The 21890-nt window shown below is 66.6% G+C and carries 21 protein-coding genes and 1 tRNA gene; 17 read left to right on the top strand and 5 right to left on the bottom strand.

Translation table 11 applies throughout. The annotated features are described in order from the left end of the window. The first annotated feature begins 24 nt into the window (after window positions 1-24). Together ACZ0AJ_RS19500 and ACZ0AJ_RS19505 are read left to right on the top strand one after the other, a co-directional pair. Entirely contained in the window at window positions 25-1362 is a 1338-nt protein-coding gene (locus ACZ0AJ_RS19500) for a serine hydrolase domain-containing protein (protein ID WP_499456062.1), read from the top strand. A gap of 115 nt (window positions 1363-1477) precedes the next feature. Further along, window positions 1478-2719, top strand: coding sequence for a D-amino acid dehydrogenase (locus tag ACZ0AJ_RS19505; RefSeq protein ID WP_499456063.1), 1242 nt, complete (start codon window positions 1478-1480; stop codon window positions 2717-2719). Between the two features lie 34 nt (window positions 2720-2753). Here the strand turns inward: ACZ0AJ_RS19505 and ACZ0AJ_RS19510 are convergent, their stop codons facing one another. After that, window positions 2754-3062, bottom strand: a complete 309-nt coding sequence (locus tag ACZ0AJ_RS19510) for a HigA family addiction module antitoxin (protein WP_258836857.1) — start codon at window positions 3060-3062, stop codon at window positions 2754-2756. 177 nt (window positions 3063-3239) lie between these two features. Between ACZ0AJ_RS19510 and ACZ0AJ_RS19515 the strand changes: the two genes are divergently transcribed. The 10 genes from ACZ0AJ_RS19515 (at window position 3240) to ACZ0AJ_RS19560 (ending at window position 14657) form a co-directional block, all read left to right on the top strand. Beyond that, a complete protein-coding gene (locus ACZ0AJ_RS19515; protein ID WP_499456064.1) occupies window positions 3240-3698 on the top strand; it encodes a YchJ family protein in 459 nt (152 codons plus the stop codon). Window positions 3699-3743: 45 nt separating this feature from the next. Beyond that, window positions 3744-5351: a carboxyl transferase domain-containing protein gene (locus ACZ0AJ_RS19520; RefSeq protein WP_499456065.1), complete on the top strand. Its 1608-nt coding sequence runs from the start codon at window positions 3744-3746 to the stop codon at window positions 5349-5351. A 10-nt stretch (window positions 5352-5361) separates the two neighbouring features. Then, window positions 5362-6147, top strand: a complete 786-nt coding sequence (locus ACZ0AJ_RS19525) for an enoyl-CoA hydratase/isomerase family protein (RefSeq protein WP_499456066.1) — start codon at window positions 5362-5364, stop codon at window positions 6145-6147. A gap of 15 nt (window positions 6148-6162) precedes the next feature. Next, window positions 6163-7506, top strand: a complete 1344-nt coding sequence (bioA, locus tag ACZ0AJ_RS19530) for an adenosylmethionine--8-amino-7-oxononanoate transaminase (RefSeq protein WP_499456067.1) — start codon at window positions 6163-6165, stop codon at window positions 7504-7506. Between the two features lie 4 nt (window positions 7507-7510). Next, window positions 7511-8698: an 8-amino-7-oxononanoate synthase gene (bioF, locus tag ACZ0AJ_RS19535; RefSeq protein WP_499456069.1), complete on the top strand. Its 1188-nt coding sequence runs from the start codon at window positions 7511-7513 to the stop codon at window positions 8696-8698. Beyond that, a complete protein-coding gene (gene bioD / locus ACZ0AJ_RS19540; protein WP_499456070.1) occupies window positions 8695-9522 on the top strand; it encodes a dethiobiotin synthase in 828 nt (275 codons plus the stop codon). Before bioF ends, bioD begins: the two co-directional genes overlap by 4 nt. A gap of 26 nt (window positions 9523-9548) precedes the next feature. Beyond that, window positions 9549-10574, top strand: coding sequence for a biotin synthase BioB (gene bioB, locus ACZ0AJ_RS19545; protein WP_499456819.1), 1026 nt, complete (start codon window positions 9549-9551; stop codon window positions 10572-10574). Between the two features lie 199 nt (window positions 10575-10773). Further along, window positions 10774-12771 (top strand): acetyl/propionyl/methylcrotonyl-CoA carboxylase subunit alpha, encoded by a 1998-nt coding sequence (locus tag ACZ0AJ_RS19550; protein ID WP_499456072.1) that lies wholly within the window; start codon window positions 10774-10776, stop codon window positions 12769-12771. A gap of 41 nt (window positions 12772-12812) precedes the next feature. After that, complete coding sequence (locus ACZ0AJ_RS19555; RefSeq protein WP_499456073.1) at window positions 12813-13742, top strand: 2-hydroxyacid dehydrogenase; 930 nt, start codon at window positions 12813-12815, stop codon at window positions 13740-13742. A 3-nt stretch (window positions 13743-13745) separates the two neighbouring features. After that, window positions 13746-14657, top strand: a complete 912-nt coding sequence (locus ACZ0AJ_RS19560) for a hydroxymethylglutaryl-CoA lyase (RefSeq protein WP_499456075.1) — start codon at window positions 13746-13748, stop codon at window positions 14655-14657. 96 nt (window positions 14658-14753) lie between these two features. Here the strand turns inward: ACZ0AJ_RS19560 and ACZ0AJ_RS19565 are convergent. Together ACZ0AJ_RS19565 and rsmI are read right to left on the bottom strand one after the other, a co-directional pair. Continuing rightward, a tRNA-Pro gene (locus ACZ0AJ_RS19565) sits at window positions 14754-14830 on the bottom strand. Between the two features lie 58 nt (window positions 14831-14888). Next, the gene (gene rsmI, locus ACZ0AJ_RS19570; RefSeq protein WP_499456076.1) at window positions 14889-15794 is read right to left on the bottom strand and encodes a 16S rRNA (cytidine(1402)-2'-O)-methyltransferase; all 906 of its coding nucleotides are present in this window, start codon (window positions 15792-15794) and stop codon (window positions 14889-14891) included. A gap of 11 nt (window positions 15795-15805) precedes the next feature. On the opposite strand from rsmI, the gene ACZ0AJ_RS19575 reads away from it, so the two are divergent. The 5 genes from ACZ0AJ_RS19575 to ACZ0AJ_RS19595 all read left to right on the top strand — a co-directional run bounded on the left by ACZ0AJ_RS19575 (window position 15806) and on the right by ACZ0AJ_RS19595 (window position 19374). Then, window positions 15806-17122 carry a penicillin-binding protein activator gene (locus ACZ0AJ_RS19575; protein ID WP_499456077.1) on the top strand — a complete coding sequence of 439 codons (1317 nt, stop codon included), beginning with the start codon at window positions 15806-15808 and terminating at the stop codon, window positions 17120-17122. A 1-nt stretch (window position 17123) separates the two neighbouring features. Next, the gene (locus ACZ0AJ_RS19580) at window positions 17124-17483 is read left to right on the top strand and encodes a YraN family protein (protein ID WP_499456078.1); all 360 of its coding nucleotides are present in this window, start codon (window positions 17124-17126) and stop codon (window positions 17481-17483) included. A gap of 56 nt (window positions 17484-17539) precedes the next feature. Further along, the gene (locus ACZ0AJ_RS19585; RefSeq protein ID WP_183555000.1) at window positions 17540-18136 is read left to right on the top strand and encodes a phosphoheptose isomerase; all 597 of its coding nucleotides are present in this window, start codon (window positions 17540-17542) and stop codon (window positions 18134-18136) included. Further along, entirely contained in the window at window positions 18129-18776 is a 648-nt protein-coding gene (locus ACZ0AJ_RS19590) for a BON domain-containing protein (protein WP_499456079.1), read from the top strand. Before ACZ0AJ_RS19585 ends, ACZ0AJ_RS19590 begins: the two co-directional genes overlap by 8 nt. Window positions 18777-18855: 79 nt before the next feature. Next, window positions 18856-19374, top strand: coding sequence for a TlpA disulfide reductase family protein (locus ACZ0AJ_RS19595; RefSeq protein ID WP_499456080.1), 519 nt, complete (start codon window positions 18856-18858; stop codon window positions 19372-19374). 6 nt (window positions 19375-19380) lie between these two features. On the opposite strand, the gene ACZ0AJ_RS19600 is transcribed toward ACZ0AJ_RS19595, so the two are convergent. Then, a complete protein-coding gene (locus ACZ0AJ_RS19600; RefSeq protein ID WP_258836872.1) occupies window positions 19381-19803 on the bottom strand; it encodes a PaaI family thioesterase in 423 nt (140 codons plus the stop codon). A gap of 56 nt (window positions 19804-19859) precedes the next feature. Then, window positions 19860-21866, bottom strand: a complete 2007-nt coding sequence (locus ACZ0AJ_RS19605; RefSeq protein ID WP_499456082.1) for a helicase-related protein — start codon at window positions 21864-21866, stop codon at window positions 19860-19862. Window positions 21867-21890 lie beyond the last annotated feature (24 nt).

The raw sequence follows: 21890 nt of genomic DNA on the forward strand, positions 1-21890 counted from the left end.
ATCACGCAACGCCAAGGGACGAACATGAATCACGGCAGGCGCACCCTGCTCGGCATGGCCATGCTGGGGACGATGGGACCATTATTTGCAGCAATGCCAGCCGGCGGTGGCGCGGCGGGCACGGGCGGCGCCCTGCAGCGCCAGCTCGACGCCGAACTCGCGGCCATCGCCGACGATCCGGCCTGCCCGCTGGCGAGCCTGTCGGTGCTGGCGCTGCGCGCCGGGCAGCCGGTGTACGAAGGCGCGTTCGGGCGGCGCACCATCGGCAATGGCCTGTTCCCCGACCGCCCGGCCACGCCGGCGACGCTGTACCGGATCGCCTCGATCTCGAAACTCGTCACCACGCTCGGGCTGATGCGGCTGCTGGAAGCGGGCCGCGTCGACCTGGACGCCGACATCTCGGGCTACCTTGGCTTCACGCTGCGTAATCCCCATTTCCCGACCCAGGCCATCACGCTGCGCCAGCTGCTCGTGCACACGTCGTCGTTGCGCGACGATGCCGGCTACTTCTGGCCGGCCACGACGGCGCTGAAGGCCGTCGTCACGCCGGCTGTGCAGCCGATGTGGTCAAGCCTGGCCGGACCGGGCGCCTACTACACCTACTGCAACCTGGGGTTCGGCATCATCGGCACGATCATGGAGCGCGTCACGGGCGAACGGTTCGACCTGCTGATGACGCGCCTGGTGCTGCAGCCGCTTGGACTGCAGGCCGGCTACAACCCGGCCGGATTGCCGAAGGCCGCGCAGGACAATATCGCGACCATCTACCGCAAGCGCGCCGTCGACAGCGAAGTCTGGGCGCCGAACGGGCCGTGGATCGCCCAGGTCGACGATGTCGGTGCGCGGCCACCTGTACCGCCACCGGGCCTGGACGGCTACGTCCCGGGGACCAATGCGACGCCGTTCAGCCCGACCGGCGGCTTGCGCATCGCCGCGCGCGACCTGGGCGTCATCATGCGCATGCTGATGGCCGGCGGCGTGCATGGCGGCGCGCGCCTGCTGCAGAGCGCGACGCTCGAGCGCATGTTCACGCGTCACTGGTCGTACGACGGCGTGGGCGGCAATGGCAATCCGCTGGGCAGCATCCTCAGTCCGCGCGGATTCGGCAACGCGCACTATCCGGACCGCCCGGGCCTGCGGCTGGCGCCGGGCTTCGATGCGGTGGGCCACCTGGGCGACGCCTACGGGCTGCGCTCCGTGTTCGCCATGGACCGTGCACAGGGCCACGGCGTGATCGTGCTGGCCGGCGGCACGGGAACCGATCCGGCCGCCACGCCGGGCCGAGAGACGGCGCTAGCGCGGTATGAAGAGCGCATCGTGGCGGCCTTGCACCGCCGCGCGATCCTCGGCCTGGCCGATTGACCGGCATGCGGGCGCGTACATATATCCCGGTTATGAGCGCGCGCGCTAGATTCATTGGCAGTGCGTGCCTGCTGCCCCTAAGCTTCCTGTCCCCACCCGAAAAAAAGAGTCCGGCATGCAGCACATAATCGTCATCGGCGGCGGCGTCGTCGGCCTGGCCTCCGCCTGGTGGCTGCTCGAGGCTGGCCACGAGGTCACGCTGCTCGAACGCGCGCCGGACGTGGGCAGTGGCGCCAGCTACGGCAATGGCGGGCAGCTCAGCTACCGCTACGTGGCGCCGCTGGCCGACGCCGGCATCCCGCTCAAGGCCTTCAAATGGCTGTTCCAGGCCGACGGCCCGCTGCGCTTCCGGCCCGAGGCAGACCTGCGCCAGTACCGCTGGCTGGCCAGCTTCCTGGCCCACTGCCGCGCTGACGTCAACCGCCGCACCACCGCCAAGCTGCTCGAGCTGGGCGAGTTGTCGCGCCGGGCGATGGCCTCGCTCTCCCTGGTCGTGCCACCCGAACGCTTTGGCTGGCGCGACGCCGGCAAGCTGGTGGTGTTTCGCACGCGCGCCGCGTTCGATGTCGCCGCCGCCAAACCTGGCGCGGGGCGGATCTGGTCACCCGAAGAATGCACCGCGCACGAACCCGCGCTGGGCGCCGCCCAGCACCTGCTGGCCGGCGGCATCTACAACCCGGGCGAAGCCGTGGCCGACTGCCACGCCTTCTGCGTGGCGCTGGCCGAACGGCTGGGGGAGCACCCGCGCTTTCGCGGGGTCGTCCACAGCACCGCGCTGGCGCTGCGTGCAGAGCGGGGCCGCATCACCGGCATCGACACCGTCGGTGGCCTGGTCACGGCCGACGCGTATGTGCTGGCCGCCGGCATCCAGAGCCGCACGCTGGCCGACACGGTGGGCATCTACCTGCCGCTGTACCCGCTCAAGGGCTACAGCCTGAGCGCACCGATCCGCCAGGACGACATCGCGCCGGAGATCAGCGTGACCGACTTCGAGCGCAAGGTGCTGTATGCGCGCATCGGCGACCGCTTGCGCGTGGCGGCAATGGTCGACATGGTGGGCGAGGATGTCTCGCTCGACGCCAAGCGCGTTGCGGGCCTGACGCGCCTGGTACGCGAGACGATGCCGCGCGCGGCGGATTATTCGCAAGTGTCGGCCTGGGCCGGGTTGCGCCCGGCCACGCCGGGCAGCGCGCCGATCATCGGGGCCACGCGCTACGACAATCTGTGGCTCAACGTGGGGCACGGGCCGCTGGGCTTCACGTTTGCCTGCGGCAGCGCAGCCGTGCTGGCGGATCTCGTGCAGGGGAAGGCGCCACCGTTTGCGCTCGATGGCTTGACGCTGCGCGGTCAAGTATGACGAAGGTGATCGCTCGTCGCCATGAAGCGCAGATTTACGCCTCTGCCATCTCACGCGGCTGTATGGTTTCCATGATCATCTTGCCTTCAGTTTGAATGGCTTTTCGCAGTTCGTAGGCCATTTGCAGGTTGAGCCAGAACTCTGGCGTCGTACCGAAGTAACGCGACAACCGCAGCGCCGTGTCTGGCGTTACGCCGCGCTTTTCACGGACGATGTCATTGACTCGAGCGGGAGTGAGCCGCAGGGCACCAGCGAGCGCATTCGAGGACATTGCCAATGGCGCCAAATACTCTTCACGCAAAATCTCTCCGGGATGGATCGGACGCATTCCGTTGATAAACATTGCACCTCCATGTGCTTCTGCAACCATGGTTGAAAGGTCTCAACCACAAGACATCCTATTTTCTATCGTTTACCGATAAAGAGTAAACATCCATGTGATTAAAATTACGGCACGCTTTCAGCGCCATATAACACCAGCTTGTCTCAGCCGAATACGAAATCGCGGATAATTGCCGCCATGCCTCCCCGCCCCACCACCCCCTGCCCCTGCGGCGGCCCCTCGTTCGACAGCTGCTGCGGCCCGTTCCTGGCCGGCGCGGCCCTGCCGCCCACGGCCGAGCAGTTGATGCGCTCACGCTATACCGCCTTCACGCTGGGCGACGAAGCCTACCTGCGCGCCACCTGGCACCCCAGCACACGGCCGCAAGAGCCGATCGTTGACAACGAGCCCGTCCGCTGGCTTGGCCTGGAGATAAAAACTGCTTTACGTTTACGTCAACGTAAAGCAGAATTGCCGGACGTTCCAGGCGACCAGGACCACCCGCGCGACGAAGACCACGTCGAATTCGTCGCCCGCTTCAAGGTGGGCGGGCGCGCGCACCGTCTCCACGAGCGCAGCCGCTTCGTGCGCGAAGCCGGCCCCGATGGCGCGCCACGCTGGTTTTACCTGGACGGCAGTTTCCCCGACAAGAAGTAAAGCGCTGCCACGCACCCAGGGCGGCGACAGACCAGAGGACGGCACATGCCCCAGATCGAAAGCAAACTGAACCCGCGCAGCGAGGATTTCAAGGCCAATGCCACCGCCATGCAGGCCGTGGTGGACGACTTGCGCACGCGCGTGGCGCAACTGGCCCAGGGCGGCGGCGCCGAAGCCAGTGCGCGTCACCTCGCGCGCGGCAAGCTGCTGCCGCGCGAGCGTGTCGAACATCTGCTCGATCCGGGTACGCCCTTCCTCGAATTCTCGCAACTGGCCGCGTACGAGATGTATGACGGCGCCGCACCCAGCGCCGGCATCATCACCGGCATCGGCCGCGTTTCCGGCCACGAATGCGTGATCGTCTGCAATGACGCCACCGTCAAGGGCGGCACCTATTACCCGATGACGGTCAAGAAGCATCTGCGCGCGCAGGAGATCGCCGAGCAGAACAACCTGCCCTGCATCTACCTGGTCGACTCGGGTGGCGCCAACCTGCCGAACCAGGACGACGTGTTCCCCGACCGCGACCACTTCGGCCGCATCTTCTACAACCAGGCGAACCTGTCGGCCAAGGGTGTCCCGCAGATCGCCGTCGTGATGGGCTCGTGCACCGCCGGCGGCGCCTACGTGCCCGCGATGAGCGACGAGTCGATCATCGTCAAGGATCAGGGCACGATTTTCCTGGGCGGCCCGCCTTTGGTGAAAGCGGCGACCGGTGAAGTCGTCAGTGCCGAAGACCTGGGCGGCGGCGACGTGCACACGCGCCTGTCGGGCGTGGCCGACCACCTGGCGCAGAACGATCCGCATGCGCTGTCGCTGGCACGCACGATCGTGTCGAACCTGAACCGCGTCAAGCCGCAGCAGGGCGAACGGCGCGCGAGCGTCGAGCCGCACTATCCGGCGTCGGAACTGTACGGCGTCATCCCGGTCGATACGCGCAAACCGTTCGACGTGCGCGAAGTGATCGCGCGCGTGGTCGATGGCAGCGTGTTCGACGAATTCAAGGCGCGCTACGGCACGACGCTGGTGTGCGGCTTCGCCCATATCCACGGCATGAAGGTCGGCATCATCGCCAACAACGGCATCCTGTTTTCCGAGTCGGCGTTAAAGGGCGCGCACTTCATCGAGCTGTGCTGCCAGCGCAAGATTCCGCTCGTGTTCTTGCAGAACATCACCGGCTTCATGGTCGGGCGCAAATACGAAAACGAGGGCATCGCGCGCAATGGCGCCAAGATGGTTACCGCGGTGGCCACTGCTGCAGTGCCAAAGTTCACCGTCATCATCGGCGGCTCGTTCGGCGCCGGCAACTACGGCATGTGCGGCCGCGCGTTCTCGCCACGCTTCCTGTGGATGTGGCCCAATGCGCGCATCTCGGTAATGGGCGGCGACCAGGCCGCGTCGGTGCTGGCCACGGTCAAGCGCGACGGCATCGAAGGCCGCGGCGGCCAGTGGTCGCCCGAAGAAGAAGCCACGTTCAAGCAGCCGATCCGCGACCAGTACGAGCACCAGGGCCACCCGTATTACGCGTCGGCGCGCCTGTGGGACGACGGCGTGATCGACCCGGCCGACACCCGCACCGTGCTGGGCCTGGGCTTGTCCGCTGCCATGAACCAGCCGATCGGCGACACGACGTTCGGCGTGTTCCGCATGTAAGGGGATGACGATGACCTATGACACCCTGCTCGTGACCGTTGCCGACAAGGTCGCCACCGTCACGCTGAACCGCCCCGACCTGCGCAATGCCTTCAACGAAGGGGCGATTGCCGAACTGGCGCGCGTGTTCGATGAACTCGGCCGCCACGACGCCGTGCGCGCGATCGTCCTGGCCGCCAACGGCCCGTCGTTCTGCGCCGGTGCGGACCTGAACTGGATGAAGAAGATGGCCGGCTACTCGCATGACGAGAACGAGGCCGACGCCATGCGCCTGGCGGACATGCTGCGCACGATCTACCTGTGCCCGAAGCCGACAGTCGCGCGCGTGCAGGGCGATTGCTACGCCGGCGGCATGGGCCTGGTAGCGGCCTGCGACATCGTCGTCGCGAGCGACACAGCTGGTTTTTGCCTGTCCGAAGTGAAGCTCGGGCTGATTCCGGCTACCATCTCGCCTTACGTGATCAAGGCGATGGGCGAACAGGCGGCGCGCCGCTACTTTTTGACGGCCGAGCGGTTCGATGCGGCCGAGGCGCAGCGCATCGGTGTCGCGCACGCGGTTGTGGCGCCGGAAGCGCTCGACGCGACTGTTGCCGGGATCGTCAAGGCGCTGGTGAACAACAGCCCGCACGCCGTCCGGCAGGCCAAGACGCTGGTGCGCGAAATCGTCGGCCAGCCGGTCGACGATGCGCTGCTGCGTGACACGGCGGGCCGCATCGCCGCGATCCGCGCATCGACCGAAGGCCGCGAAGGCGTGGCCTCGTTCCTTGAAAAGCGCAAGCCGACTTGGATTAACTAGTATTGGAAATGTATAGTGAAGCAGCAAACCACCTCCTCCGACTGGATCGCGCGCAGCCTGCGCAGCGTCTGGCATCCCTGCACCCAGATGCAGCATCACGAAGAGGTGCCGCTGATCGCGGTCAGCCACGGCAAGGGGCCGTGGCTGTACGACTATGACGGCAAGCGTTACCTGGACGGCATCAGCTCGTGGTGGGTCAACCTGTTTGGCCATGCCAACCCGCGCATCAACGCCGCGCTGAAGGACCAGCTGGACAAGCTCGAACATGCGATGCTGGCCGGCTTCACGCACGCGCCCGTGGTCGAGCTGGCTGAGCGCCTGGCAGCGCTCACCGGCCACGCGCTGGGCCACGCCACGTTCGCCTCCGACGGCGCATCGGCCGTGGAAATTGCGATGAAGATGAGCTTTCACGCGTGGCGCAATGCCGACCAGTCGTCCAAACAGGAATTCGTCTGCCTGCAGGGCAGCTACCACGGCGAGACGATCGGCGCGCTGTCGGTTACCGACGTGCCGCTGTTCAAGGATGCCTACGGCCCGCTGCTGCGCGCCTCGCACGTGGTGAGCGCGCCCGATGCCCGCAACGCCTTCGAGGGCGAGACGGCGCAGGACGTCGCGCGGCGCGCGATCCTTGAAGTCAAGGCCCTGTTCGAAGAACGGGGCGACAAGATCGCCGCCATCATCGTCGAGCCGCTGGTGCAGTGCGCCACCGGCATGGCGATGTACGACCCGCTGTACCTCAAGCTGTTGCGCGACCTGTGCGACCAGCACCGCGTGCACCTGATCGCCGACGAAATCGCGGTCGGCTGCGGGCGCACCGGCACCTTCTTCGCCTGCGAACAGGCCGGCATCTGGCCCGACTTCCTGTGCCTGTCGAAAGGCATCAGCGGCGGCTACCTGCCGCTCTCGCTCGTGCTCACGCGCGACGACATCTACCAGGCCTTCTACAGCACCGACATCACGCGCGGCTTTCTGCACTCGCACTCGTACACCGGCAATCCGCTGGCCTGCCGCGCGGCGCTGGCCACGCTCGACATCTTCGAAGAAGACGACGTGTTGAACCGCAACCGCGAGCTGGCCACCAGGATGACGGTGGCGCTGGCGCCACTGGCCGACCATCCGCGCACGCGCCACTTCCGCCAGCGCGGGATGATCTTCGCGTTCGACGCCATCGAACCGGATACCGATCTTGCATCGACCTTTGCGCGCCGCTTCTTTTCGACGGCGGCCGAGAACGAACTGCTGCTGCGCCCCATCGGCCGCACCGTGTACCTGATGCCGCCGTACGTGCTGGACGAAGAAGAAGTCGCGGGCCTGGCGGCGCGCACGATCAAGACGTTCGAATCGGTCATCGCGGGGTGATGCGATGGACTTGATCGCCACCATCGACCGCCAGCTGGACACGCTGGCCGCGCGCAGCCTCACGCGCCGTCGCCGCATCACCGATGGCGCCTGCGCGCCGCGCCAGCTGGTCGACGGCCGTGACCTGCTGGCCTTTTGCAGCAACGATTACCTGGGCCTGGCCGCGCACCCGCAGGTCATCGAGGCGCTGCGCGAAGGCGCCCAGCTGTACGGTGCCGGCAGCGGTGCCTCGCACCTGGTATCGGGCCACAGCCGCGCCCATCACCTGCTCGAAGAAACGCTGGCCGCGTGGATGGCGCCGCACCTCGAGCAGGCGCGCGCGCTGACGCTGTGCACCGGCTACATGGCCAACCTCGCGATTCTCAGCGCCCTGGGTGTGGATGCCGATGCGATGATCTTTTCCGAGGCGCTGAACCATGCCTCGCTGATCGACGGCGCCCGGCTTGCGAAAGCGGGCGTCACGGTCTACCCGCATGGCGACGTCGAAACGCTGACGCAACGCCTGGCCGCCAGCAGCGCCAGCACGAAGATCGTCGTCACCGACAGCGTGTTCAGCATGGATGGCGACCTGGCGCCGCTGCCGGCGCTGCTGGCCGCATGCGAGCGTCACGGCGCCTGGCTGGTGGTCGACGATGCCCACGGCTTCGGCGTGCTGGGCCAGAACGGGCGCGGCGCACTGGAACATTTCGGTCTGCGCTCGAGCAATCTGATCTACATGGGCACGCTGGGCAAGGCCGCCGGTGTCGGCGGCGCTTTTGTCGCTGCGCACGCGAGCGTGATCGAATTGCTGATCCAGCGCGCGCGCCCGTATATCTACACGACGGCCTGCCCGCCAGCGCTTGCACACGCCTTGCTCGCCAGCCTTGCTATCATGGGCGGTGACGAGGGCGCCGAACGGCGTGCGCACCTGGCACGACTGGTCGAGCAGCTGCGCGGTGCACTGCGCCTGGAACGCTGGGAACTGGCGGCGTCGACCACCCCGATCCAGCCCGTCATCATCGGCAGCAACGACGCTGCGCTGCACGCCGCCAGCCGCCTGCATGAGCAGGGCCTGTGGGTGCCGGCGATCCGCCCGCCAACCGTGGCGCCCGGTACCGCGCGCCTGCGCGTGACCTTGTCCGCCGCCCATGCCACGGATGACGTGGCGCGGCTGGCGCAGGCGCTCAACGAACTGGAAAAGGCCGCACCATGAACAATCTGAATGAAACCGATGCACCGGTCATCGTGCAACCCGTGCTTGACCCCGAGGTCGACCTGACCGAGCTCGATGAACCCGTGTTAGAACCCGAACTCGAACTGCGCGCCGACGATCTGCCAATGCGCTTTGCGTGCTTCGTCACCGGCACCGATACCGAGATCGGCAAGACGCTGATCTCGGCTGCCATCCTGCACAAGCTCGTGGCCACGGGCCAGCGCGCCTGCGGCATGAAGCCCGTGGCGGCCGGCGCAGAACTGCGTGACGGCGCGCTGCACAACGACGACGCCGACCAGCTGATCGCGGCCGGCAACGTGCACCTGCCGGCATCGCTGACCACGCCCTACCTGCTGCGCGAACCGGCCGCACCGCACATCGCTGCCGCCCTTGAGGGCGTGACGATCGAGCTGGTGCCGATCCTGGCCGCCTTTGCCGAGGTCCAGGCCGCGTCCGACGCGGTCGTGGTCGAAGGCGTGGGGGGCTTCCGCGTGCCCTTCAACGACGACTTCGACAGCGCCGACCTGGCCGCACAACTGAACCTGCCCGTGATCCTCGTCGTCGGCATGCGCCTTGGCTGCATCAGCCATGCGCTGCTGACGGTCGAAGCGATCGTGGCGCGCGGCCTGGTGCTGGCCGGCTGGGTCGCCAACACGGTCGACACGGACATGCGCTTTGCGCAAGAGAACATCGAGGCGCTGACTCAGCGTATTCCAGCGCCGCTGCTGGGCCACGTGCCGCGCCTGAACGAACCGACGGCTGCTGCGGCAGCCGAATTTATCGACCTCGCCGGACTGCCAGGCTGGCCGTCCACGCGGGTCTAGTTTTTGAAGGAACCGAAATGACCAATATGAACACTGTCGCCCTGCACCGTCCAACGGCAGCCGTCAAGCCGCCCGAGAATGCAACCTGGCCGCTGGCCGACGTGCTCGCGCTGTTCGACCTGCCGTTCACCGAACTGATGCACCGCGCGTCGACCGCGCACCGCCTGAACTTCCCGGATGGCGACGTCGAACTGGCGACGCTCCTGTCGATCAAGACCGGCGGCTGCGAAGAAGACTGCGGCTACTGCCCGCAGGCGGCGCGCTACGACACGGGCGTGGAAGCCAAGAAGCTGCTCGACATCGACACGGTGCTCGACGCGGCGCGCGCGGCCAAGGCCAGCGGCGCGACGCGCTTCTGCATGGGCGCAGCCTGGCGCAGCCCGAAAGAGCGCGACATGGACAAGGTCGAGACGATGGTGCGTGAAGTGAAAGCACTGGGCATGGAAACCTGCGCCACGCTGGGCATGCTCGAAGCCGGCCAGGCCGAACAGCTCAAGCGCGCTGGCCTCGACTACTACAACCACAATATCGACACCGCGCCGGACTTCTACAACAACGTCATTTCGACCCGCGAATACCAGGACCGCCTGGACACGCTGGGCCGCGTGCGCGAAGCGGGCCTGAAGGTCTGCTGCGGCGGCATCGTCGGCATGGGCGAGACGCGCGAACAGCGCGCCGGCCTGATCGCCCAACTGGCGAACCTGAACCCGTATCCGGAATCGGTGCCGGTCAACCACCTGGTGCAGGTGGCGGGCACGCCGCTGCACGGCATGGACAAGCTCGACCCGATCGAATTCGTGCGCACCATCGCGGTCGCGCGCATCACGATGCCGCAGGCGCGCGTGCGCCTGTCGGCGGGCCGCCGCGAAATGGGCGAAGCCGTGCAGGCGATGTGCTTCATGGCCGGTGCCAATTCGATCTTCTACGGCGACAAGCTGCTGACCACCGAAAATCCCGAGGCCGACGACGACCGCGTGCTGCTGGAAAAACTCGGTCTGAAGACCCGCGCAGCGACGCTGGACTCGGCGCCGAAGGAAGCCTGCAGCTGCTGAATCCCCCGTCGTTCCCGCGGAGGCGGGAACCTAAGTCGTTTGCTTAGCCACTCGCGTTGAACATAGCTGATACGCGTGCAAACTTGGGTTCCCGCCAAGGCGCCCGGCGAGGGCGGGAACGACGTGGCAGCGCGAATGATCCGGCTGGAGAGACACAGCCAAGCATCACCCGAACAACCATAAGCGAAAGATAACGCGCATGTTCACCAAACTCCTCATCGCCAATCGTGGCGAGATCGCCTGCCGTGTCGCCGCTACCGCGCGCCGCATGGGTATTCGCACCGTCGCCGTGTATTCCGAGGCCGACGCCGGCGCCAAGCACGTCGCGGTCTGCGATGAGGCCATCCTGATCGGCCCCGCCGCCGCGCGCGACAGCTATCTGCGGGGCCAGAAAATCATCGAGGTCGCCAAGGCCACCGGCGCGCAGGCAATCCACCCCGGCTACGGCTTCCTGTCCGAAAACGCCGAGTTCGCCGAGGCCGTGCACGCCGCCGGCCTCGTGTTCGTGGGCCCGCCTGCATCGTCGATGCGCGCGATGGGTTCCAAGTCGGCCGCCAAGCAGCTGATGGAAAGCGCCAACGTGCCGCTGGTGCCGGGCTACCACGGCGATGCGCAGGAGCCCGCGTTTCTGCGCGAACAGGCCGACCGCATCGGCTACCCGGTGCTGCTCAAGGCCAGCGCTGGCGGCGGCGGCAAGGGCATGCGCGTGGTCGAGCGTTCCGAAGACTTCGAAGGCGCGCTGGCCTCGTGCAAGCGCGAAGCGATTTCCAGTTTCGGCGACGACAAGGTGCTGGTCGAGAAGTACCTGATCCGCCCGCGCCACATCGAGATCCAGGTGTTTGCCGACAGCCTGGGCAACTGCGTCTACCTGCACGAGCGCGATTGCTCGGTGCAGCGCCGGCACCAGAAGGTGCTGGAAGAAGCGCCCGCCCCCGGCATGCCGCCGGAGCGGCGCGCCGCGATGGGCGAAGCCGCCGTGAACGCTGCGCGCGCCGTCGGCTATGTCGGCGCCGGCACCGTCGAATTCATCGCCAACCAGGACGGCTCGTTCTACTTCATGGAGATGAACACGCGCCTGCAGGTCGAGCATCCGGTGACCGAAATGATCACCGGGACCGACCTGGTGGAATGGCAGTTGCGGGTCGCCTTTGGCGAAGCGCTGCCGAAACAGCAGCATGAACTGGGCATCCACGGCCACGCGATCGAAGCGCGCGTGTATGCCGAAAATCCCGAGAAGGGTTTCCTGCCGTCGATCGGCACCTTGCACCATATGGACGTGCCGCGCGCGGTCGCGTTCGAGCTGGGCAGCGACGGCGCGAATCCGGCCGCCGTGCGCGTCGATTCCGGCGTGCGCGAAGGCGATGCGATTTCGCCGTTCTACGATCCGATGATCGCCAAGCTGATCGTCTGGGGCGCGGACCGCACCCAGGCACTGGCGCGCATGTCGCAGGCGCTGAGCGAGTTCCGCATCGTCGGGCTGGCCACCAATATCGCGTTTTTGAAACGCCTGGTCGAGGGTGAGGCATTTGCCACGGCCGACCTGGACACGGGCCTGATCGAGCGCCATGGCGCGACGCTGTTCCCGCCTGCCGCACCGGCGCCGCTGGGCGCGCTGGCCCTGGCCGTGTTCGCGCTGCGTGAGAACGCCGCCAACGATGCTGACCCGTGGAGCCAGGCCAGCGGCTGGCGCATGAACGGCGACTATCGCCGCGTGCTGTCGTGGTCCGACGAATTCGGCGCCTACCGCGTCGGCCTGACCTACCGCCGCGACGGGCTCGAAATCGACCTCGACGGCCAGGCGCAGCGTGTGGAACGCGTCGGTCGCACTGGCGACGACCTGGCGCTGCGCCTCGGCGAGACGGCCGTCCAGGGCGTCGTGCGCCGCGACGGCGACGTGTTCCACGTATTTACCGGCGGTGGGCATTTCACGCTGACGTACAATGATCCGATGGCCCACGCCGGCGAAGTCGAAACGCTTGGCGGGCGCCTGACGGCGCCGATGCCGGGCAAGGTCGTGGCGGTGCTCGTCCAGGCCGGCGCCACCGTGGTGAAGGGCGAACCGCTCGTCATCATGGAAGCGATGAAGATGGAGCACACGATTGCCGCGCCGGGCGACGGCGTGGTCGAGGACGTGCTGTACGAGGTCGGCGACCAGGTCGCCGATGGCGCGCCGCTGCTGGCCTTCAAGGCGGCGTAAGCAACACCCATAAAAACCACCCTACACGATGAGGGGGAGACATGCGTATTGTCCTGTACCGGGGCGATGGCGTCAGCGAGCCTTGGGAACACGCGTTTGCCAGCGTGCTGCCAGGCGCCCAGACCGTCATCTGGAAAGAAGGCGAGCAACTGGCGCACTGCGATTACGCGGTGCTGTGGAACCCGGCACCCGCGCTGCTGGCCCAGCTGGGGAGCGTCAAGGCGATCTTCCTGATGGGCGCCGGCGTCGACGCGCTGCTCAAGTTTGGCGACGCTTTGCCCGACGTGCCGCTGGTGCGGCTGGGCGACGCCGGCATGGGCGTGCAGATGGCCGAGTATGTGGCGCATGCGGTGCTGCGCTACTTCCGCCGCTTCGACGAATATGAACAGCAGGCCAGGCACGGTGCCTGGAATCCGCTGCCCCAGCATCCGAAAGAGTCGTTTACGATCGGCGTCATGGGCCTGGGCCGGCTGGGCATGCCGGTGGTCGAGGCAATGCGCCATTTCGGCTTTCCCGTACGCGGCTGGAGCCGCAGCCCGAAAGACATCCCGGGCGTGCCAACCTATGCCGGCATGGCGCAATTCGGCGACTTTTTGCAGGGCACGCGCGTGCTGGTCTGCCTGCTGCCGTTGACGCCAGAGACCACCAACCTGCTCGACCGCCACAACCTGGGCAAGCTGGCGCCTGGTGCGTTTCTGATCAACGTCTCGCGCGGTGCGATCCTGGCCGAACCCGATCTGATGACGCTGATCCGCTCCGGGCACATCGCCGGCGCCACGCTCGACGTGTTCCGCCATGAGCCGCTGCCGGCCCAGCACCCGTTCTGGAACGAGCCGCGCATCGCCCTCACCCCGCATATTTCGGCGCTGACCATGCGCCAGGACGCCGTGCGCCAGATCGTCGACAAGATCGACGCCCTGGAACGCGGCCAACCGGTCGACGACCTCGTCGACCGCCAACGTGGATATTAAGAAATGATGCCCCTGCCAACCAAGGTCAAGATCGTCGAAGTCGGCCCCCGCGACGGCCTGCAGAACGAAAAAGAAGCGCTCGGCGCTGACGTGAAAATCGAACTGGTCGAGCGCCTGGCGCGCGCCGGCTTCGTCAATGTCGAGGCGGCAGCGTTCGTCTCGCCCAAGTGGGTGCCGCAAATGGCAACCTCCGCCGACGTGCTGGCCCGCATCGAGCGCCGGCCCGGCACGATCTATTCGGCGCTGGTGCCGAACATGCAGGGCTTCGAGGCCGCGCTGGCCGGCAAGGCCGATGAGGTCGTGGTATTCGGCGCAGCGTCCGAGGCGTTTTCGCAAAAGAACATCAACTGTTCCATTGCCGAGTCGATCGCGCGCTTCGAGCCGGTCGCGCGCGCTGCCAAGGAACACGGCCTGCGCCTGCGCGGCTCGATCAGCACGGCGTTCGGCTGCCCGTACCAGGGCGCCGTATCGCTCGATGCAGTGGGCGACGTGGTGGCGCGCATGCGCGACCTGGGCTGTGACGAGATCGATATCGCCGACACGATCGGCGTGGCAACAGCGCGCCAGACGCAGGCCGTGATGCTGCGCGCGGCGCAGGCATTCCCGATGGGCCAGCTGGCCGGCCACTTCCACGACACGTATGGCCAGGCGCTGGCGAACATCTACGCGGCGCTGGAAGTGGGCGTGGCGATTTTCCACTCATCAGTGGCGGGCCTGGGCGGCTGCCCGTATGCCAAGGGCGCGACTGGCAATGTGGCCACCGAAGACGTGCTGTACCTGATGCAGGGGCTGGGGATCGAAACGGGCGTGGATCTCGACCAGGTGGTCGATGCCGGGCTGTTCATCTCTGCGCAACTGGGCCGCAAGAGCATCAGCCGCGCCGGCAACGCGCTGGCGGCCAAACGGGCCGGGTAATCGGCAGGCCCCCGGTGTTCCGGGGGCTGTTTCAAGGAAAACGACCGCACAACGAAAAAAGCCGACAACTCGCGTTGTCGGCTTTTCTCTTAATGCTGGTCGGAGTACAAGGATTCGAACCTTGGACCCCCTGGTCCCAAACCAGGTGCGCTACCGGGCTGCGCTACACTCCGAAGAAGCAAGATAATACCGGCTTGCCGTCACTTGGTCAAGGATTTCGCGTCAAAATCCTCACTCACCCCGGATCTGCAGCGCCCGCTCATACAAGGCATTCTTCTTGCGCCCCGTGATCTGCGCCGCCAGATTGGCCGCCTGCTTCACGCTGCATTCGGTGAGCAGGATCTGCAGCACGCGCTCGGCCTCGATGTCTTCGGCGTCGCTTGCGGCGACCGCGCCTTCGACCAGGACGACGAATTCGCCCTTCTCGCGGTGCGCATCGCCCTTGACCCAGGCCAGTGCCTCGCCCAGCGTGCAGCGGTGGATTTCCTCGAACATCTTGCTCAGTTCGCGGGCAAACACGACCTGGCGGGTCGGCTCGAACGCGGCCACCAATGCTTCGACGCAATCGACGATGCGGTGCGGCGCCTCGTAGAACACGAGCGTCGACGTTTCGCGCGTCAGGGGCGCCAGCGCCGTCTCGCGGCCCTTGACCTTGGCTGGCAGAAAGCCGACAAAGTGGAAGCGGTCATTGACCAGGCCGCTGGCCGACAGCGCCGTGATCGCCGCCGACGGGCCCGGCAGCGGCACCACGTTCAGGCCGGCAGCGCGCACGGCATCGACGATGCGCGCACCCGGATCGGATACGCCCGGCGTGCCGGCGTCGGACACCAGCGCCACGCGCTGGCCAGCGCGCAGGCGCTCGACAATCTTGTCGGCCACTTCGCGCTCATTGTGCTGGTGCGCCGCGATCGTGCTCTTGCTCAAACCAAAGCGTTGCAATAACGCGCCAGTCTTGCGCGTGTCTTCACAGGCGACGACGTCGGCCAGGGCCAGCAGGTGTAAAGCGCGCAGGGTGATGTCGGTGACGTTGCCAATCGGAGTAGCCACGACATACAGCGTTGCGGTAGGATAGGACTGCTGGGCCGCCTCGCCCATGACGGGAAGTCGGGCGATGTCGATGGTCTGCTGTTCTGTCATATAGGGTTCCGATGCTGAAGAAAAAAAATCTCACGGGCTTGATTGCCGCTTCTCTCACGACACTGCTGGCCGCGTGCGGCAGTACGCCCCTGCCACCCGATACCGGTTGTGGCATGCCAGGCGGATTGTGCAGCCCAGGCGCGTCAGTGACAAGTGGCGCGCCTGCCGCGCCTGCCGACTCTGCTTATACACCACCTGCGCCGCGTTCCGATAGCGGCGTCCAGACGAGTCCGGTCGAATTGCCGCCAAGCGCCGACGGCAGCACGCCAAGTGCCGCGGTCGCGCCAAGCGGCCCGACCGTCCGTGTCGCGCTGCTGTTGCCCCTCGAATCGCAGGCGCTGGCGCAGCCGGCCGAAGCGGTGCGCGCCGGCTTCATGGCCGCGTACGACCAGCAGCGCGGTGGCGTCACCGTCAACCTCGTGCCCACCGGCGACTCGTCGCAGGCCGCGCTCGACGCCTACCGCATGGCGGCCGCAGAGAACGACATCGTGGTCGGCCCGCTCGCGCGCCCTGCCGTGGCGGCCCTGGCCACGAGCGGCGCCGTCACCAAGCCGACCATCGCGCTGAACCACCCGCAGGTGGCGGCCGCGCTGCCGTCCAAGATGCTCGTCATCGGCTTGTCGCTCGAAGACGAAGCGCGTCAGGTGGCCGACTGGGCTGCCGGCGAGCAGCCGTCCGGCCAGGCGCTGGTGCTGACCGGGCGCGCCACCTGGCAGCAACGCCTGTCGGGCGCCTTCAGCGCGCGCTGGTCCGAGCTGGGCCGCACCCAGACCACGGTCGAGCTGCCCAATGCGGGCGGCTATGTCGACGGCAATGCGCTGGCCGACCTGCGCGCGCGCCTGCAATCGCAGCCGCCGCAACTGGTCTACGCCGCACTCGACGCCAACAGCCTGCGCCAGGTGCGCAGCGCGCTCGGCACCTCGATGCCCACTTATGGCACGGCCTCCGTCAACCCGGGCCGCGACCCGGCCAGTATCCCGCCTGAGCTGGTCGGCGTGCGCATTCTCGACCTGCCATGGACCGTCCAGGCCGATCACCCTGCCGTGGCAAGCTACCCGAGCTGGAGCAGCGGCGGCCAGGGCCTCGACCTGCAGCGCCTGTACGCGCTGGGCATCGATGCCTACCGCATCGCGCGTGAACTGTCGCTGCGCCCGTCCGGCGCATTCGAGCTCGACGGCGCCACGGGCCGCCTGTCGATCGACATGGGACAAGGCGCGCGCGCGTTCCGCCGCGTCGAAACCGGCGTCGTCGTGCGCGATGCGATGCCTGGCGCCGATGGTGCCGCTGTCACCGGCCGCGTGTTCGAAGCGGTCTCGACCGGCCAGTGACATGTGGCCCGGGCGCCTGTCCCAACGGCAGGCCCAGGGCCACCAGTACGAACTTGCCGCCAGCGCCTACCTGCGCCGCCGCAAGCTGGCGCCGGTGGAAGAAAACTTTCGCTGCAAGGGCGGTGAAATCGACCTGATCATGCGCGACGGCGCCACGCTCGTGTTCGTCGAGGTGCGTCAGCGCGCCAGCAGCAGACAGGGCGGCGCCGCAGCCAGCATCACGCCGGCCAAGATCCGGCGCCTGGTCTGCGCGGCCCAGGTCTACCTGCTGCGCTTTCCCGTCACCCCGCCCTGCCGCTTCGATGTCATCGCCATCGATGGCGAACACATCGAGTGGCTGCAGAACGTGATTGAAGTGTAAGCAATTTTTACCGACCTTGCCCAGCGCCCCTTGCTACTACACTATAATCCTCGGCTATGAACACACAACGCATCCTCGCTCACTTCCAGGAGAGCGCTGACCTGAAGATGAGGTCGGCTGCAACCCTGGCTCCCCACATTTCGCAGGCGGTCGAACTCATGTTCGGCGCCCTGTCCAATGGCAACAAGATCCTGGCCTGTGGTAATGGCGGTTCGGCCGCCGACTGCCAGCACTTTGCTGCCGAGCTGGTCGGGCGCTTCGAACGCGAGCGCTTCCCGCTCCCGGCCATCGCGCTGACCACCGACACGTCGATCCTGACCGCCGTCGGCAACGACTACAGCTTCCGCGAAATCTATTCCAAGCAGGTGCAGGCCTTCGGCCAGGCTGGCGACATCCTGCTGGCCATTTCCACTTCGGGCAACTCGGGCAATGTGCTCGCTGCGGTCGAAGCGGCGCTCGAGCGCGAAATGCGCATCGTGGCGTTTACAGGCAAGGACGGCGGCCAGCTGGCCAAGCTGCTGACCGACGCCGACGTCCACGTCAACGTCCCGCATTCGCGCACCGCGCGGATCCAGGAAGTTCACCTGTGCGCCATTCACTGCATCTGCGACGGTATCGACGTCGCGCTGTTCGGAGGAGATGAGAATGCGTAATACCCGCCGGCCTATGGCTGTGCTGTTGACGAAAGTCGTTCTGGGCTCGGCCCTGCTGGCATCGCTGTCGGGCTGCTTCGGCCTGATCGTCGGCGCTGGCATCGGCAGCGCCGTTTCAGCGGTCGATCGCCGCACGCTGGGCGCCCAGACCGAAGACAAGTCGGTCACGGTCAAGGCCGAGATCAAGATGCGCGAAGTTACGAATGGCGACGGCAACATCAACGTCACGAGCTTTAACCGCAAGGTGCTGCTCACCGGCGAAGTACGCGACGAGGCCATGAAGGCTGCGGCCGAGCGCGAAGTGCGCAAGATCGAGAACGTCGTGTCGGTCATCAACGAGCTGAAGATTTCGGGTTCGTCGAGCTACACGTCGCGCTCGAACGATGCGCTCATCACCACCAAGGTCAAGGCCAGCCTGGTCGACATGAAGACCGTGTCGGCGATCTCGTTCAAGGTCACGACCGAACGCGGTGTGGTCTACCTGATGGGTCTTGTCACCCCGCGCGAAGGCAATATCGCTGCCGATGTCGCCAAGGGCGTCTCGGGCGTGACGAGCGTAGTGAAGATCTTCGAGTACATCAGCGAAGAAGACGCACGCGCCAAGCAGACCAACGCGCAGAACGCACCGCAGGGTTCCTGAACCCCGGGTGCATGCGCACCATGCAAAAAAGCGGCAGGGCTATAATGGCCCTGCCGCTTTTTTTATTCGATCGCCGACCATGACCGCATCCACACCCTCCCGCTCCTGGATCAAGCCTGCCGCCATCGGCGCCGTCGTGCTGGCGCTGGCCGGTATCGGCTACGCGTCGCTGGCCAGCAGCACGCCGGCCCCGGACGTCACGTTCATCAGCATCGCCGGCGACAAGGTGTCGACGCAGTCGCTGCGCGGCAAGGTCGTGATGGTCAACTTCTGGGCCACGTCGTGCGTCACCTGCGTCAAGGAGATGCCTGACATGGTCGCGACCTACAACAAGTACAAGGGCCAGGGCCTGGAATTCGTCGCCGTCGCGATGCAGTACGACCGGCCCGACTACGTGCTCAATTTTGCCGAGCAGCGCAAGCTGCCATTTACCGTGGCGCTCGATTCGGCGGGCGATATCGCGCGCCAGTTCGGCGACGTCACGCTCACGCCCACCACTTTCCTGATCGACAAGCAGGGCCGCATCATCAAGACCTATGTCGGCGCGCCGGACTTCGGCGCGGTGCACAAGCTGATCGAGAAAGAGCTGGCCGGCTGATCCTGGTTACGCTTTCGGATACAGGATCATCTGCGTGCAGCGGAACAGCGCGATGGTCTTGCCGCTGGCCTTGTCCGTGACGGTGGCGTCCCAGATCTGCGTCGTGCGGCCCAGGTGCACGGCGGTGGCGACGCAGGCGATGGTGCCTTCGCGCGCGGTGCCCAGGTGGTTCGATTTCAATTCGATCGTCGTGAAGTTCTGCGCGCCTTCCGGCAGGTTGCTGATACAGCCGTAGCCGGCGCAGGTATCGGCCAGCGTGACGACGCTGCCGGCGTGCAGGTAGCCGTTCGGCGCCAGCAGGTGCGGCGCGACCGGCATTTCGGCGGCCAGCTTGCCGGGGCTGACCTCCGTAATCTGGATGCCCAGGTGGCCAGGCAGATAGGTCGCGCCGAAGGTGTTGAAGGCGTCAGGGGTGTGCGGGATGCTCATGGGTTGTCTCGGTGTTTTTATGAAAGCGGCATCGTACACCGAGACCACGCTTGGCGTCAGCGGCGCCGCCCCTCATGGTGCTTGCCACCCTTGCCGCCCTGCTTGCCGCCGTGCCGCTGCCGGGCCGCCGCGTTCTGCTGCTGCAGCAGTGCGTCGACGCGCTCGGACGCTTCGCGCGCCAGCTCCTGCGCCAGCGCGATGCTCGGGAAGTACTCCGGCGCCCGGTACCCCAGCCATGCATAGGCCGAATACACGCGGCACTGGTCCTCGACCTCCTGCAGGTTCATGTAGAACAGCTGCTGCGGATTGCTATGGCCATGCAGCTTGACGACGATCTTCTTGGCCAGCGACAGGCACCAGTGCTCCCACGCCTTCTGCAGCGCCGGCACGCGGCTCGAGATCGGCACCAGCGACAGCATGAACTTCTCGGCCACCGACAGCGGCAGTGTATCGAGCCACTCGGCGCGCTCGTTCTGGTCTTCGGTGATGCGCGGGTAGAAGAAGCCATCCGGCACGTCGATATTGTGGACAAAGCGCTTGAGCAGCTTGACCAGCGACGTCTCGCCCGTCACCGACGAAATGCGGTGCAGTTGCTCGAGCGACGGCGCCACGGCGAAGCCGCTGGTTGCCACCGCCGGAATTTTTTCTTTCATCAGCGAACGCATGACCTGGTGCGTCTCGTCGTCGTAGCCGACGACAAAGCCTTCGTCGTGCACGCCGTAGCGCCCTGCCCGGCCCGCGATCTGCTTGGCCAGCGCAGCGGAGATTTCTTCTTCTTCGACGCCGTTGTACTTGACCGTGGTCGTCATCACGATGCGCGCGATCGGCATGTTCAGCCCCATCGCCAGCGCATCGGTGCCGACCACGATGTCGGCCTGGCCGTCGCGGAAGCGCTCGGCCTGCGCGCGGCGCACCTCGGGCGACAGGTTGCCGTAGACGGTCGCCACCGACAGCCCCTTGTCGGTGATCATGTCGCGCCATTTGAGCACCTCGCGGCGCGAGAATGCGATCACGGCGTCGCCGCGGCGCAGGTTCGACAGCTTGCGCACCGCCATCGGTTCCATCTCCAGAGGCCCCATCCGCTTGAGCACGTGCACCTCGAGCGGCACATCGAGCCGCTCGGCCAGCGCCTCGATCGCGCGCCGCGCTTCCGGCGCGCCGACCAGATACACGACCGATGCTGGCGCACCGCACACGGCGGCAGTCCAGGCGGCGCCGCGGTCGCGGTCGGCCAGCATCTGGATCTCGTCGATCACGGCCACGTCGATCGGCGTTTTGGTGTCGAGCATTTCGACGGTGCTGGCGACATGCGTCGCGCCTTCCACCAGGCGCCGTTCTTCGCCCGTGATCAGGCTGACCTTGATCGCTTCGCCATGCGGGCGCGCAGCCTGCAGGCGCTCGTAGTTTTCCAGTGCCAGCAGGCGCAGCGGCGCCAGATACACGCCGCTGGGGGCCTTGGCCAGCGCTTCCATCGCGCGGTGCGTCTTGCCCGAGTTGGTGGGGCCCAGGAGCGCAATGAACTTGCGGCCCATGCGGCTGGCGACGTCGAACGAGCGCGGGTACTCGGCCAGATTGATACTTTCCTTGGTGCGCGCAGCGTGGCGCTCTTCGGCATCGCGCTCGATCGCATGGGTCAGGCGCTGCGAAATCCGCTGGAACACGTACTCGGCCGGCTCGGACGTTTGCAGCTCGTCCAGCACATCGAGAAACAGCATCGGATCGTAGCCGGCATCGTCGGCGTCGCCCGCCAGGTCGCGCACGAATTCTTCGGCGTCCTGGTGCAGGCGCGCGAGATCGGCGTCACCGGTGCGTTCTTCGATCAGGGCACGCCGCCCGGCCAGATCCAGCTTGCGCCACTTGCTCGGCTTGGCCAGCACGCCGCGCGACGGCACCAGGCGGTACGGCACGTGCAAGCCTTCGTAGCGCACCGCGCCCGAGAAGCGCAGGAACACGCGGCCTTCCATCTTGACCAGTTCGATGCCGCGCGCGGCCAGGTCAAGTGCGCGCTCGAGTGCGGCGTCGTCGGTGAGGTCGGATGGAGAAGGGTCTTGGAAGTCGGTCATGGCGCAGCGCTGAAGTTCGATGGT

This window comes from Telluria sp. AC161, from assembly GCF_979258535.1.

Excerpts from the sequence above, each read along its gene's own strand:
- ACZ0AJ_RS19555 (WP_499456073.1), top strand. The coding sequence starts at position 12,813 with ATGCGTATTGTCCTGTACCGGGGCGATGGCGTCAGCGAGCCTTGGGAA.
- ACZ0AJ_RS19550 (WP_499456072.1), top strand. The coding sequence starts at position 10,774 with ATGTTCACCAAACTCCTCATCGCCAATCGTGGCGAGATCGCCTGCCGT.
- ACZ0AJ_RS19520 (WP_499456065.1), top strand. The coding sequence starts at position 3,744 with ATGCCCCAGATCGAAAGCAAACTGAACCCGCGCAGCGAGGATTTCAAG.
- ACZ0AJ_RS19500 (WP_499456062.1), top strand. The coding sequence starts at position 25 with ATGAATCACGGCAGGCGCACCCTGCTCGGCATGGCCATGCTGGGGACG.
- ACZ0AJ_RS19525 (WP_499456066.1), top strand. The coding sequence starts at position 5,362 with ATGACCTATGACACCCTGCTCGTGACCGTTGCCGACAAGGTCGCCACC.
- ACZ0AJ_RS19560 (WP_499456075.1), top strand. The coding sequence starts at position 13,746 with ATGATGCCCCTGCCAACCAAGGTCAAGATCGTCGAAGTCGGCCCCCGC.
- bioD (WP_499456070.1), top strand. The coding sequence starts at position 8,695 with ATGAACAATCTGAATGAAACCGATGCACCGGTCATCGTGCAACCCGTG.
- ACZ0AJ_RS19585 (WP_183555000.1), top strand. The coding sequence starts at position 17,540 with ATGAACACACAACGCATCCTCGCTCACTTCCAGGAGAGCGCTGACCTG.
- ACZ0AJ_RS19505 (WP_499456063.1), top strand. The coding sequence starts at position 1,478 with ATGCAGCACATAATCGTCATCGGCGGCGGCGTCGTCGGCCTGGCCTCC.
- ACZ0AJ_RS19580 (WP_499456078.1), top strand. The coding sequence starts at position 17,124 with ATGTGGCCCGGGCGCCTGTCCCAACGGCAGGCCCAGGGCCACCAGTAC.
- ACZ0AJ_RS19510 (WP_258836857.1), bottom strand. The coding sequence starts at position 3,062 with ATGTTTATCAACGGAATGCGTCCGATCCATCCCGGAGAGATTTTGCGT.
- ACZ0AJ_RS19600 (WP_258836872.1), bottom strand. The coding sequence starts at position 19,803 with ATGAGCATCCCGCACACCCCTGACGCCTTCAACACCTTCGGCGCGACC.
- ACZ0AJ_RS19605 (WP_499456082.1), bottom strand. The coding sequence starts at position 21,866 with ATGACCGACTTCCAAGACCCTTCTCCATCCGACCTCACCGACGACGCC.
- rsmI (WP_499456076.1), bottom strand. The coding sequence starts at position 15,794 with ATGACAGAACAGCAGACCATCGACATCGCCCGACTTCCCGTCATGGGC.
- ACZ0AJ_RS19515 (WP_499456064.1), top strand. The coding sequence starts at position 3,240 with ATGCCTCCCCGCCCCACCACCCCCTGCCCCTGCGGCGGCCCCTCGTTC.
- bioB (WP_499456819.1), top strand. The coding sequence starts at position 9,549 with ATGAACACTGTCGCCCTGCACCGTCCAACGGCAGCCGTCAAGCCGCCC.
- ACZ0AJ_RS19595 (WP_499456080.1), top strand. The coding sequence starts at position 18,856 with ATGACCGCATCCACACCCTCCCGCTCCTGGATCAAGCCTGCCGCCATC.
- ACZ0AJ_RS19575 (WP_499456077.1), top strand. The coding sequence starts at position 15,806 with ATGCTGAAGAAAAAAAATCTCACGGGCTTGATTGCCGCTTCTCTCACG.
- bioF (WP_499456069.1), top strand. The coding sequence starts at position 7,511 with ATGGACTTGATCGCCACCATCGACCGCCAGCTGGACACGCTGGCCGCG.
- ACZ0AJ_RS19590 (WP_499456079.1), top strand. The coding sequence starts at position 18,129 with ATGCGTAATACCCGCCGGCCTATGGCTGTGCTGTTGACGAAAGTCGTT.